The 12722-nt window shown below is 57.7% G+C and carries 11 protein-coding genes; all 11 read right to left on the reverse strand.

Annotated features, from left to right (window positions below; translation table 11 throughout):
- Window positions 1-99: 99 nt before the first annotated feature.
- On the reverse strand, window positions 100-1365 hold the full coding sequence (gene purD, locus FPZ45_RS04675) for a phosphoribosylamine--glycine ligase (RefSeq protein ID WP_144698910.1): 1266 nt from the start codon (window positions 1363-1365) through the stop codon (window positions 100-102).
- Window positions 1366-1367: 2 nt separating this feature from the next.
- On the reverse strand, window positions 1368-2114 hold the full coding sequence (locus FPZ45_RS04680) for an IMP cyclohydrolase (RefSeq protein WP_144698912.1): 747 nt from the start codon (window positions 2112-2114) through the stop codon (window positions 1368-1370).
- A 202-nt stretch (window positions 2115-2316) separates the two neighbouring features.
- Window positions 2317-3501 carry a phosphoribosylaminoimidazolecarboxamide formyltransferase gene (locus FPZ45_RS04685; RefSeq protein ID WP_144698914.1) on the reverse strand — a complete coding sequence of 395 codons (1185 nt, stop codon included), beginning with the start codon at window positions 3499-3501 and terminating at the stop codon, window positions 2317-2319.
- A 43-nt stretch (window positions 3502-3544) separates the two neighbouring features.
- Complete coding sequence (purN, locus tag FPZ45_RS04690) at window positions 3545-4174, reverse strand: phosphoribosylglycinamide formyltransferase (RefSeq protein WP_144698916.1); 630 nt, start codon at window positions 4172-4174, stop codon at window positions 3545-3547.
- Complete coding sequence (gene purM, locus FPZ45_RS04695; protein ID WP_144698919.1) at window positions 4171-5217, reverse strand: phosphoribosylformylglycinamidine cyclo-ligase; 1047 nt, start codon at window positions 5215-5217, stop codon at window positions 4171-4173. Before purM ends, purN begins: the two co-directional genes overlap by 4 nt.
- A 65-nt stretch (window positions 5218-5282) precedes the next feature.
- Entirely contained in the window at window positions 5283-6779 is a 1497-nt protein-coding gene (purF, locus tag FPZ45_RS04700; RefSeq protein WP_144698921.1) for an amidophosphoribosyltransferase, read from the reverse strand.
- Window positions 6776-9031 carry a phosphoribosylformylglycinamidine synthase subunit PurL gene (gene purL, locus FPZ45_RS04705; RefSeq protein WP_144698923.1) on the reverse strand — a complete coding sequence of 752 codons (2256 nt, stop codon included), beginning with the start codon at window positions 9029-9031 and terminating at the stop codon, window positions 6776-6778. Before purL ends, purF begins: the two co-directional genes overlap by 4 nt.
- Window positions 9009-9701 (reverse strand): phosphoribosylformylglycinamidine synthase subunit PurQ, encoded by a 693-nt coding sequence (gene purQ, locus FPZ45_RS04710; protein WP_144698925.1) that lies wholly within the window; start codon window positions 9699-9701, stop codon window positions 9009-9011. Before purQ ends, purL begins: the two co-directional genes overlap by 23 nt.
- A 7-nt stretch (window positions 9702-9708) precedes the next feature.
- Window positions 9709-9951: a phosphoribosylformylglycinamidine synthase subunit PurS gene (gene purS, locus FPZ45_RS04715; protein WP_144698927.1), complete on the reverse strand. Its 243-nt coding sequence runs from the start codon at window positions 9949-9951 to the stop codon at window positions 9709-9711.
- Between the two features lie 551 nt (window positions 9952-10502).
- Complete coding sequence (locus tag FPZ45_RS04720) at window positions 10503-11384, reverse strand: phosphoribosylaminoimidazolesuccinocarboxamide synthase (RefSeq protein WP_144698929.1); 882 nt, start codon at window positions 11382-11384, stop codon at window positions 10503-10505.
- A gap of 36 nt (window positions 11385-11420) precedes the next feature.
- Complete coding sequence (gene purB, locus FPZ45_RS04725) at window positions 11421-12716, reverse strand: adenylosuccinate lyase (RefSeq protein WP_144698931.1); 1296 nt, start codon at window positions 12714-12716, stop codon at window positions 11421-11423.
- Between the last annotated feature and the right edge of the window lie 6 nt (window positions 12717-12722).

The raw sequence follows: 12722 nt of genomic DNA on the forward strand, positions 1-12722 counted from the left end.
CAAGTCGCTGTTCTATAAAGAATAAGCCACTGGTGCGGGCCGCTTGCTTGCGCAAGCTATCCGTACCAGTGGCTTATTTGAATAAACTATTTTGGCGCATTACACGAGCGCCTTGGCCGCGATGTCTGTGCGATTCTGTTTGCCCTCGAACGTGATGCCGGCCGCAGCCGCATAAGCGTTAGCCCGCGCTTCCGCGATGCTCACGCCGCGTCCGACGACGCCGAGCACCCGTCCGCCGTTCGTCACGACCCGTCCGTTTTTTAGCGCGGTTCCCGCGTGGAAGACAAGCGCGCCGGGAACCGTTACGCTGTCCAGACCGTCGATCGGGAAGCCCTTCGGATAAGAGCCGGGGTAGCCGCCCGAAGCGAGCACGACGCACACGGCCGACTCGTCGCTCCAACGAATGTCGATCTGATCAAGCGTGCCGTTGATCGACGCGAGGAAGATGTCCAGTAAATCCGTCTCCAGACGAGGCAACACGACTTGCGTCTCCGGATCGCCGAAACGCGCATTGAATTCGATCGTCTTCGGACCGTCTTTCGTAATCATCAGACCGGCGAACAGAACGCCGCGGAACGGACGCCCTTCGGACACCATCGCGCGGGCGGTCGGCTTCACGATGTTCTCAATCGCGTCGTCGATGATCGACTGGTCGATATGCGGAAGCGGCGAGTACGTGCCCATTCCTCCCGTATTCGGTCCCTTATCGTTGTCGAACACTTGCTTATGGTCTTGGGCCGGCGACATCGCGCGAACGTCGTTGCCATCCACGAACGCCAGAATGGACATCTCCTGTCCTTCCAGAAACTCCTCGATGACCACCTTGTCCCCCGCGGAGCCGAATGATTTGCTCACCATCGTCTCCTCGAGCGCCTTATCCGCTTCCTCACGCGAGAAGCAGACCGTTACACCCTTGCCCGCGGCAAGCCCATCCGCTTTAATGACGATCGGCAGCGATTGCTGACCGAGATAAGCTTTGGCCGACTCGTAATCGGTGAACGTCTCGTACTTCGCGGTCGGAATCTCGTATTTGCGCAGCAGGTTTTTCATGAAAATCTTGCTGCCCTCGATCTCGGCGGCATTCTTGCGCGGGCCGTATACCGGAATCGAAGCCGCCTCGAACTCGTCGACGATACCCGCGGCCAGCGGGTCGTCCGGTCCGACAACAACGAGATCAATCGCCTGCTCTTTGGCGAATGCCACAAGACGCGCGAACTCCATCTCGCCGATGTCCACGTTCTCCGCCAGTTGGGCGATGCCCGCGTTGCCGGGTGCGCAATAGATTTGTTGAACCTTCTCGCTCTTCTTAAGCGCCCAGACGATCGCATGCTCGCGGCCGCCGCGGCCGATAACCAGAATGCGCACGATTAGACGCCTCCTTCGGAATCCTTGTTGATGACCTTCAAGGATACTTCGCCGTCGGATATGCGGATCGTCTTCACGAGCAAGGAGATTTTGTTGTCCTCGTTCAGAAGATTCCAGTAAAACCGCGCCGTCTCCTGTTCGTCATTGAACAGCGGAGCGAGCTGCGGCTCACCCGCGAAAGAAGGCAGCGGATTGCCGTCTCCTTGATACGTCGAGATGAAGTGTCCGTATCCCGCGATCGCTTTTTCATAGTGGAAATATTGGCGCTTCGTCTGGGATTCGTCGTTCTCGTTCGACTTCAGGATCGACAGCTTATAGGCATTCTGCTTATCGTTCAGATCGACGATGCCCGAGATGCGAGGCGTGAAGTTCGGCGGGTCCGGCTCGTACGTGCGCTTCGCCAGAGCCTGCTCGAAGGTGCCGCCGCTTCGCAGCGCTTCCCAGATCGTGTCGGTCTGGTCGCCGTTCGTGACGATATGCGCGCCGCCTTCATGGCGGAGCGGATAATAGATAATGAGAGAAGGATCGGACAGCTTGGCCGGATCGCGCGCTTCCGTGCGCAGAAAACCGTTGTCCTCCGGCACGAAAATACGATTGCGGCTGTTCTCGCTTCTGCCCATAATCCAGTAAACCTGCACGTACCGCGATGCGTCCGGCGTCAAGCCGATGACGATTCCGCGACCCGGATAGTCGTTTGATTTCAACTGCTGAACGGTGCGTTCCGCCAGCTCTTGCCATTTTGCGGACATTCTCCCCGCCCCTTTCCTTCATATACATGTTCAAAAAGTCCGAATTTCAGCACCGAGAAGGTTGGATGAAGACCGGTGATGAGGAACGGAGTGTAGGCAGACCTACATGAGTACCGGAAGATCCGGCTGAGTTCAAGATTCGATGTCGAATCCGCTTCCCGATCATCTTCGTGATCAAAATTGGACTTTTTGAACTTCCTATTTAGTGGTGGAACAGGCGAACTCCCGAGTATACCATCACCATGTTGTAGTCGTTCGCGGCTTGCACCACTTCTTCGTCCCGCAGCGACTTGCCGGCTTGAATGACGTATTGCACGCCGCTCCGGCTGGCGCGGTCGAGGTTGTCGCGGAACGGAAGGAAAGCGTCGGAGCCGTAGGAGACGCCCTTCAAGCCGTTCAGCCATTCGCGCTTTTCTTCGCGAGTCAGGCGGGCTGGTACGACCTCGAAGCAGCTTTCCCAAGCCGCTTGCTCGATCGGGGTCACCTCGTCCTCGAGCCACAGGTCGATGGCGTTGTTCTGCTCGGCACGCGCCAGACCTTCGCGGAACTTCATGTTCAGCGCGGCTGGATGCTGCCGGAGATACCAGCGGTCCGCTTTGTCTCCGGCGAGGCGCGTGCAGTGAATGCGCGATTGCTGGCCGGCGCCGATGCCGATCGTCTGTCCGTCCAGCGTATAACAGATGGAGTTGGACTGCGTATATTTGAGCGTGATGAGCGCTACGAGCATGTCGCGCTTGGCGCTTTCCGAAATGTCCTTGTTCGCCGTCACGACGTTAGCGATGTCGAACACCGAGGCGTCCGGCACGGCGCTATTGCGCTCCTGCTGCAGCTTCATGCCGAACAGCGTACGGGTCTCGATCGGGTCCGGTACGTATTCTGGGTCGATCTGAAGAATCAGGTACTTGCCGCCCTTCTTCTGCTTCAGAATGTCGAGCGCCTCCGGCGTATAGCCCGGCGCCACGATCAGATCGGACACTTCGCGTTTCAAGAGCGTCGCCGTCGATGCGTCCACGACGTCGCTAAGCGCGGCCGCGTCTCCGAAGGAGGACATGCGGTCGGCTCCACGAGCGCGGGCGTAAGCGGTCGCCAGAGGAGAAAGCTCGGTTCCGTCGACGAAATAAGCCTTCGCCAATTCCGGCGATAACGGCGAATAGACAGCCGCTCCCGCAGGACTTACGTGCTTGAAGGAAGCGGCGGCCGGAAGCCCGGTCGCTTGACGGAGCTCGCGTACGAGTTGGAACGCGTTCAAAGCGTCGAGCAGATTGATGAAGCCCGGGTCCCCGTTTACCACGGTGAGCGGCAGCGGCTTGCCGTCTGCAAACAGCTTCGCTTCTTTCTGGTGCGGGTTCATGCCGTAGCGTAAAGCAATTTCGTGGATCTCGCTCATTATAGTGTTCTCGTCCTTTCCTGTTTCGCCTCGTTGCCCGGCGTTAATCGCCGAGACGAATGTTCACTTTCCGTTCGTTCAACGTCACGCGGCCTTCCGCAATCCAGCGAACGGCCTTCGGCAATAACTCGTGTTCAACCTTATGCAAGCGTTCCGCCAGCGTTTCTTCCGTATCGTCATCCCGGATCTCGACGGCTTTCTGCGCGATAATCGGGCCGGAATCCATTCCGCCATCTACGAAGTGTACGGTTACGCCAGTCAGCTTGACGCCGTATTCCAGCGCCTGGCGGATCGCCCGCACCCCCGGGAAGGACGGCAGCATAGCCGGGTGGACGTTGATCATCCGACCGTAATAAGGCTCCACGAGCGTCGCGGTAATTAGCCTCATATAACCGGCCAGCACGATCAATTCCACGCCTTCCTCGCGGAGACGATCGACGATCTCTTCTTCGTAGGCTTCCCTAGTCGCGTACGATTTAGGGTCGAAGAGGAAGGTCGGTATGCCCAGCGCTTCCGCGCGTTGGACCACCTTCGCTTCCGGCTTGTCGCAGACGAGCAACGATACCGTCGCAGGAACGTTCTGCTCCCGGATCGCTTCGACAAGCGCCTGAAAATTGCTTCCGCTTCCGGATGCGAATACCGCTACCTTCAGCAGCTGCGACGACGCGGTCATGGCAGCTCCGCGCCTTCGAACGTGACGATCTTGCTGCCTTCAGTCACCGTGCCGATGCGATAAGCCTGCTCGCCTTGCTCCTTCACGATCGCCAGCGCTTGTTCCGCTTGCTCCGCGGGAACGACGAGCACCATGCCGATGCCCATGTTAAACGTCGTGTACATGTCGCGATCGGAGATGCTGCCTTTCTGCTGCATCAGGCCGAAGATCGGCAGTACCGGCCAGGAGCCGCGAACGATGTCGGCGTTCGTGCCTTCAGGCAGTACCCGTGGAATATTCTCGATGAATCCGCCGCCCGTAATGTGAGCCATCCCTTTGACCGAGACGCTCTCGAGCAGCTTCAGAATTTGCTTGACGTAAATACGGGTTGGCTCGATTAGGACATCGCCCAGCGTACGGCCTTCCAGCTCCGCCGGCTTGTCCGTCAGCGAGTAACCGCTTTGTTCGAGCAGCAGACGGCGAACGAGCGAGAAGCCGTTCGAATGAATGCCGCTGGAAGCCAGTCCGATGAGGGCGTCGCCCGGCTTGATCGTCGAACCGTCGATCGCTTTCTTACGGTCAACGATGCCGACCGTAAATCCGGCGATATCGTATTCGCCTTCGGCGTACATACCCGGCATTTCCGCGGTTTCACCGCCGATCAGCGCGCAGCCAGCTTGTTCGCAACCATCGGCAACGCCTTTGACGATCGCTTCGATCTTCTCGGGAATGACGCGATCGCAAGCCAGGTAGTCGAGGAAGAACAGAGGTTCGGCCCCGGTCACCACGACGTCGTTGACGCACATGGCAACGGCGTCGATGCCGATCGTGTCGTGCTTGTCCATCGCGAACGCAAGCTTTAGCTTCGTGCCTACGCCGTCTGTTCCGCTGACGAGCACGGGCTCCTCATACTTGTCTTTGTTCAGGCTGAACAATCCGCCGAATCCGCCGAGACCCGTCAGCACTTCCGGACGAAACGTCTTTTTGACGTGTTTCTTCATCCGTTCAACCGCTTCGTTGCCGGCCGCGATATCGACTCCAGCTTGTTTGTACGCTTCAGACAATGGTTTCAACTCCCTTATACTTTGAAGCTCGCCGGGCGAGCTTATTTGGTGCGTTTAAGCCGCAATTAATCGCAACTGCAAGAGGTCAGCTTGGCGTCCTCGAATTGAACGGGCGTCGGATAATCGTTGTTGAAGCACGCCATGCACAATCCGTTGTTATACTCGTTCTCGTGAACGCCGACCGCGTCCTTTAGCCCTTTTTCGCTAAGGAAAAAGAGAGAGTCCGCGTTAATCGCCTGGCGGATTTCCTCCACCGTCTTGCTCGAAGCGATCAAGTCCGCCGGATTCGGCGTATCAATGCCGTAATAACAAGGGTTCATGAACGGCGGCGAAGTGATGCACACATGAACCTCGAGTGCGCCCGCGTCGCGAAGCATGTTCACGATCCGCAGCGAAGTCGTGCCCCGGACGATCGAATCGTCGATCATGACGACGCGTTTGCCTTCTACGACTTTGCGTACCGCCGACAGCTTCATCTTAACGCCCTTCTCGCGAAGCTCCTGCGAAGGCTGGATAAACGTGCGTCCGGTATATTTGTTTTTGATCAATCCCAATTCGTAAGGAATGCCCGTCTGCTCCGCGTAACCGATCGCCGCCGAAATGCTCGAATCCGGAACGCCGGTGACGACGTCCGCGTCGACGAACGATTCCTGCGCCAGAATCTGGCCCATCCGCTTCCGTGAAGTGTGCAGATTCACGCCGTAGATGTCGCTATCCGGCCTGGCGAAATAGATATATTCCATCGCGCACATCGCCCGGCGCACCATCGGCGCAAAACGATCCTCGCGCAAGCCGTTCTTATCGACCACAAGCAGCTCGCCCGGTTGGATATCGCGAACGTATTGTGCGCCGATCGTCTCCAGCGCGCAAGACTCCGAAGCGAAAATATAAGCTTCTCCGAGCCGACCCATAACCATCGGACGCAAACCGTGCGGATCGCATGCCGTGATCAGGCAGTCCTTCGTCTGGATCAGGAACGCATAACCTCCGATCAGCCGCGAGAAAGCGTCTTTCACCGCTTCGATCAGATCCTTCGGAGAACGCGCGATCAGATGCGCGATCACTTCCGTGTCGCTCGTCGTCTGGAAAATCGAACCCGACTCTTCCAGCTCTTTGCGAATACCCGGCTCGTTCACCAGATTACCGTTTGTGCAGACAGCCAGGTCGCCGCCGCGGTATTTGAACACGAGCGGTTGCGCATTTCCGAGCTGGCTAGAACCGGAGGTCGAGTACCGGACGTGTCCGATCGCTTGACTGCCCTTCAACGATTCCAGGCGATCGCGGTCGAACACTTCTTTCACGAGCCCCATGCCTCTATGGAAATTAAAAACGCCGTCGTCGGACGTGCAGATGCCGCAGCTTTCCTCTCCGCGGTGCTGCAATGCGTGCAGCCCGTAGTAGGAAAGGTTGGCCGCGTCGGGGTGACCGTACACCCCGAACACGCCGCACTCTTCCTTAACTTTGTCGAAAATGGATTCCTTGCTGCCGTTGCCTTCGTTGTAATAATCCCCGGTCCAGAGCCGCGTCACTGCTGTCCCCCCGTTCACAACGCTAGATGTCATGCCGTTTGTCCGTTCATGTGGTTCGGGATCGCTTGCTTCCACGCTTGGCGAAGCTCTTCGACCGAAGCATCGATCGCATCGTGTCCGCCGATGCGGACTTTCAGGCGATCGCCCGATACCGTGCCGAGCCGCTGCAGAGGAACGCCCGCTGCTTCGATCGCGGCTGCCAGCTTATCCGCAAGTTCCGGCTTCGCCGACAGCAAAATACGCGATTGCGATTCGCTGAACAGCGCCAGGTCCAGACGCAAGTTCGTCTCGAACGTCACGTTCACGCCGAGGCCGCGTCCAAAGCCCGCTTCCGCCAGAGCAGCCGCTAGGCCGCCTTCGGACAAGTCGTGCGCCGAAGCGACGAGCCCTTGTTGAATCGCGCCAAGCACCGTCTGTTGCACTTTTTTCTCGGTTGCCAGATCCAATTCCGGAGGACGGCCTTCCGTTACGCCATGTACCGCGTATTGGAACTCGCTGCCGCCGATCTCTGCTTTCGTCTCACCGAGCAAGAAGATAACGTCGCCTTCGGCTTTGAACTCTTGCGTCGTGATGTGATCCGTATCGTGTACGAGACCGACCATGCCGACAACTGGCGTCGGGTAGATCGCGCCTTTCGTATTTTCGTTATAGAGCGACACGTTGCCCCCGATGACCGGCGTATCGAGGAAGCGGCAAGCTTCCGCCATGCCATCGACTGCCTTCTCCATCTGCCAGAACACTTCCGGTTTCTCCGGGCTGCCGAAGTTCAAGTTGTCCGTAATCGCCAGCGGCTCGGCACCGGAGCAGACGATGTTGCGCCCCGCTTCCGCTACCGCGATCCGGCCGCCGACTTCTGGGTCCAGATAAACGTAACGTCCGTTGCAGTCCGTCGTCATCGCAAGGCCTTTGCGCGTGCCGCGGATCGTAACGACCGCCGCGTCCGAACCCGGACGTACAGCCGTTTCCGTGCGCACCATGTAATCATATTGGTTGTAAACCCACTCTTTGCTTGCGAGCGAAGGTGAACCGAGCACTTTCTTCAGGGCTCCGTTCAAGTCGATCGTTTGCTCGTAGCGGTTCGTGTCGATCGAACCGTTCTTCAGGTAATATTCCGGAACCGCCGACGGTTTGTTGTAAACCGGGCAGTCGTCGACGAGAGCTTTAACCGGCATGTCGCCGACAAGCTCGCCTTTGTGGAACAGCTTCAGGCGACCGTCGTCGGACACTTTGCCGACTTTGGCGCAATGCAGTCCCCACCGTGCAAAAATGCCTTTCGCCTGCTCTTCGTGCTGAGGCTCGCAGACGAACAGCATCCGCTCCTGCGACTCGGACAGCATCATTTCGTACGCCGTCATGCCTTCTTCGCGCTGCGGCACCTCGTCGAGGTACAGCTCCATGCCGTTGCCCGCTTTGCTTGCCATCTCCGCGCTCGAGCAAGTAAGTCCGGCTGCGCCCATATCCTGGATGCCAAGCACGATGCCGGAGTCGATCAGTTCGAGCGTCGCTTCCATGACCAGCTTTTCCATGAACGGATCGCCGACTTGTACCGCCGAACGCTTCGCTTCGGATTCCGCCGTCAGATCCTCGGATGCGAACGTCGCGCCGTGGATACCGTCGCGGCCTGTTGCCGGTCCGACGTAGAATACCGGATTGCCAATGCCTTTGGCGACGCCGCGTTGGATTTTATCGTGATCGATCAGCCCGACGCACATCGCGTTTACGAGCGGGTTGCCTTCGTAAGCTTCGTCGAACATAACTTCGCCCGCGACCGTCGGGATGCCGATGCAGTTGCCGTAACCCGCGATCCCGCTGACGACGTGCTCGAACAGGTAGCGCACGCGCTCGCTCTCGAGACGGCCGAAGCGCAAGGAGTTCAGCAAGGCGACTGGACGAGCGCCCATCGAGAAAATATCGCGAATAATGCCGCCCACGCCCGTAGCCGCGCCTTGGTACGGTTCGACCGCGGAAGGGTGGTTGTGGGATTCGATCTTGAACACGACCGCTTGGTTGTCGCCGATGTCGACGATGCCCGCGCCTTCGCCGGGTCCCATCAGGACGCGAGGGCCGGACGTCGGGAATCTTCTGAGCAGCGGCTTGGAGTTCTTGTATGCGCAGTGTTCGGACCACATAACGCTGAATACGCCGATCTCCGTATAGTTAGGTTGACGTCCCATAAAGTCGCAGATGAGCTCGTACTCTTTTTCCGATACGCCGAATTGCTTATATATTTTCTGCTCTGCGATCTGCAGGGCTGTTGGTTCTTTAGCGGATACTTGCTGCGCCATTACGTTCCCTCCAAGCGTTAAGTACTGACGTAAACATTCGAGCGCCGTCGGCGGAGCCGAGAATTTCTTTGACCGCGCGTTCCGGGTGAGGCATCATGCCGACGACGTTGCCCGCTTCGTTGCAGACGCCGGCGATATTGTCGACCGAACCGTTCGGATTTTCCCCCGCATAGCGGAAAACAATCTGGTTATTGGCTTTCAATTGTGCCAAAGTCTCATCGTTCACATAGTAGCTTCCTTCGCCGTGCGCGATCGGGATCGTGATGACCTCGCCTTGCTTGTAGTCGTTCGTGAAGCCCGTAGTGGCGTTCTCTACTTTAAGGCCGACTTGGTGGCAGCGGAATTTCAGAGAGTTGTTGCGGATCAGCGCGCCTGGGAGCAGGCCCGTTTCGGTCAAGATTTGGAATCCGTTGCAGATGCCGAGGATGAACTTGCCTTGTTCGGCCGCTTTCTTCACTTCCGCCATGACGGGAGCGAATTGAGCGATCGCGCCGCAGCGCAGGTAATCCCCGTAGGAGAATCCTCCCGGCACGAGAATCGCGTCGTAAGCGGACAGATCAGTTGCCGTATGGAACACGTAATCGACGGCTTCGCCGACCGTATCTTCTACCGCTTTGTAGCAGTCGATGTCGCAGTTGGAACCCGGGAAAACAAGGACAGCGAATTTCATGGGCGCCTCAGTCCTCCAATTCAAAGCGATAGTCTTCGACGACCGTGTTCGCCAGAAGCTTCTCGCACATGACTTTGAGCTTTTCCTCCGCTTGAGCGCGGTCGTTCGTATCCAGGTCGAGCTCCATGTATTTGCCGATTCTCACTTTGCTCACTTCGTTGAAACCCAGCGTGTGGAGCGCGCCTTGTACGGCGTTGCCTTGAGGGTCGAGCACGTTCTGCTTGATCGTCACGTATACCTTTGCTTTCATGTGGGAGTTCCTCCTGATATGGGATGGTGATGAGTAGTTGGATTCTATAAGGACATATGGCTTGTTAAAAATAGTTTGGGTAGTGGTCAGCTTCTTCAATAACGCACTCTTGGTGCTTTATCGAGCCGCACTCTCGGCCTGCGCCACCAATAACGCACTCTCAGTGTCTTATCACGCTGCACTCTCGGCCCGCGCCGCCAATAACGCACTCTCAGTGTCTTATCTCGCCGTACTCTCGGCCCGCGCCGCCAATAACGCACCCTCAGTGTCTTATCGCGCCGCACTTTCGGCCCGCTCCGCCAATAACGCACTCTCAGTGTCTTATCACGCTGCACTCTCGGCCCGCGCCGCCAATAACGCACTCTCAGTGTCTTATCTCGCCGCACTCTCGGCCCGCGCCGCCAATAACGCACCCTCAGTGTCTTATCTCGCCGCACTTTCGGTGAGTGCCACCACTTACGGTCCCGCAGATCGTTTCAGCGGCGGAATCGCCAACTTTAGTCGTCCTAACGGTCCCGCAGATCGTTACAGCGGCGGAATCGCCAACTTTGCTACTCCGCCAGTCGGCGGTAAATATCGTTGTACCGCGACGTGGTCGCTTCAACGACGGTTGCCGGAAGCGGCGGCGGCGGGCTGTTCTTGTCCCAATCCGATCCCGCGAGGTAAGCGCGCACCGGCTCCTTGTCCATGCTGTCGATCTCGACGTCGAGCTTATAGTTCTCTTCCGCCCAGAAACGCGAGGAATCCGGAGTAAACAGCTCGTCGATCAGGATGATCTCTCCGTCGATCAAGCCGAACTCGAACTTGCAATCCGCGAGGATGATGCCGCGCTTCGCGCAATAATCCCGGCCGAACTCGTACAGCTTCAGGCTGCGATCGCGCAAAGCTTCCGCCAGTTCGGTGCCGACGCGGCGGGCCATCTCCTCGAACGGGATGTCTTCGTCATGCCCGACATCGTTCTTGCCGGCCGGCGTGAAGATCGGCTGCTCGAGCTTCGAGTTTTTATGGAGCCCCTGAGGCAACGGGATACCGTTCACTTCGCCGCTCGCTTGATACTGCCGCCATCCGCCGCCCGTGATATACCCGCGCACGACGCATTCGATGTCGACCCGTTGCGCTTTGCGGCTAACCATGATCCGCCCGGCAAGCTTCTCCGGCTCGCTGACGATATCGCCCAGCAAGCTAACGTCGGTGTGAACGACATGGTTCGGCTGAACACTCGACGTTAATTCGAACCAGTGGGCGCTCAAGCCGTTAAGTACGCTGCCTTTGCCCGGAACGGGCGGGTCCAGCACGTAGTCGAACGCAGATATCCGGTCGGTTACCACGATCAATAGATGTTCGCCGAGATCGTAAAGCTCCCGGACTTTGCCCTTATGGATCAGGGGGGCTTTAACGAGCCCTTCGGCCGTAGCCAAAGCTTGGGTAGTCATGTTGGCCTCCTCGCGTTCCTTCATTATATAAACGTCTTATTTCAAACCGAGACGGTCGAAAATCGTATCCACATGCTTCAAGTGCCACGTCGGATCGAAGCAATCGGCGATTTCTTCAGCGGACAGCACGTCCGTGATCTCTTTCGTAGACCCCACGATATCGCGGAAGTCGCGTTGCTCTTCCCAAGCTTGCATCGCGCGCGGTTGCACCGTATCGTACGCTTGCTCGCGGCTGAAGCCTTTGTCGATCAGCTTCGTCATCACGCGTCCGGAGAAAGGAACATTATATGTGCGAGTCATGTTGCGCTTCATATTTTCCGGGAATACCGTCAAGTTCTTCACGATATTGCCGAAACGGTTCAGCATATAGTTCAGCAGCATCGTCGCATCCGGCAGGATGACCCGCTCCGCCGAAGAGTGCGAGATGTCGCGCTCATGCCACAGCGGCACGTTCTCGTACGCCGTCAGCATATGTCCGCGAATGACGCGGGACAGGCCGCTCATATTCTCGCAACCGATCGGATTGCGCTTGTGCGGCATCGCCGACGAGCCTTTCTGACCTTTGCCGAACGGCTCTTCCACTTCGCGGAACTCACTCTTCTGCAACCCGCGGATTTCCGTCGCGAACTTATCGATCGAAGTCGCGATCAGAGCCAGCGTCGCCATATATTCCGCATGGCGGTCGCGCTGCAGCGTCTGCGTCGAGATCGGAGCTGCCTTGATGCCTAGCTTCTGGCAGACGAACTGCTCCACGAACGGATCGATATTCGCGTAAGTGCCTACGGCTCCGGACATTTTGCCGAACTGTACGCCGTCCGCCGCATGCTCGAACCGTTCCAGGTTCCGCTTCATTTCTTCGTGCCACAGCGCCAGCTTCAACCCGAACGTCGTCGGCTCGGCATGGACACCGTGCGTACGGCCCATCATCGGAGTTGATTTGTATTTAATCGCTTGATCGCGGAGGATCGCGATGAAGTTTTGAATATCTTGACGCAAAATTTCGTTCGCTTGACGAAGCAAGTACCCGATCGCCGTATCCACGACATCCGTCGAGGTTAGGCCATAGTGCACCCATTTGCGCTCGGCGCCCAAGCTTTCCGATACCGCGCGGGTAAAGGCGATGACGTCGTGGCGAGTCTCCAACTCGATCTCGTTGATGCGGTCGATGTCGAACTTCGCGTTCTTGCGAAGTTCTACTGTATCTTCATGCGGGATGTGGCCAAGCTCCGCCCATGCTTCGCATGCGCACAGCTCCACTTCCAACCAAGCTTTGAATTTGTTTTCTTCGGTCCAGATGGCCCTCATCTCGGGGCGGCTATAACGCTCCAACATTTGTGA

Source organism: Cohnella terricola, from assembly GCF_007786475.1.
In the GTDB taxonomy this organism is placed as follows: domain Bacteria; phylum Bacillota; class Bacilli; order Paenibacillales; family Paenibacillaceae; genus Cohnella; species Cohnella terricola.

Bases quoted from the DNA above. Each gene is read 5' to 3' on its own strand.
- FPZ45_RS04680 (WP_144698912.1), bottom strand. From the start codon at position 2,114: ATGTCCGCAAAATGGCAAGAGCTGGCGGAACGCACCGTTCAGCAGTTG.
- FPZ45_RS04685 (WP_144698914.1), bottom strand. From the start codon at position 3,501: ATGAGCGAGATCCACGAAATTGCTTTACGCTACGGCATGAACCCGCAC.
- purN (WP_144698916.1), bottom strand. From the start codon at position 4,174: ATGACCGCGTCGTCGCAGCTGCTGAAGGTAGCGGTATTCGCATCCGGA.
- purF (WP_144698921.1), bottom strand. From the start codon at position 6,779: ATGACATCTAGCGTTGTGAACGGGGGGACAGCAGTGACGCGGCTCTGG.
- purL (WP_144698923.1), bottom strand. From the start codon at position 9,031: ATGGCGCAGCAAGTATCCGCTAAAGAACCAACAGCCCTGCAGATCGCA.
- purQ (WP_144698925.1), bottom strand. From the start codon at position 9,701: ATGAAATTCGCTGTCCTTGTTTTCCCGGGTTCCAACTGCGACATCGAC.
- purS (WP_144698927.1), bottom strand. From the start codon at position 9,951: ATGAAAGCAAAGGTATACGTGACGATCAAGCAGAACGTGCTCGACCCT.
- FPZ45_RS04720 (WP_144698929.1), bottom strand. From the start codon at position 11,384: ATGACTACCCAAGCTTTGGCTACGGCCGAAGGGCTCGTTAAAGCCCCC.
- purB (WP_144698931.1), bottom strand. From the start codon at position 12,716: ATGTTGGAGCGTTATAGCCGCCCCGAGATGAGGGCCATCTGGACCGAA.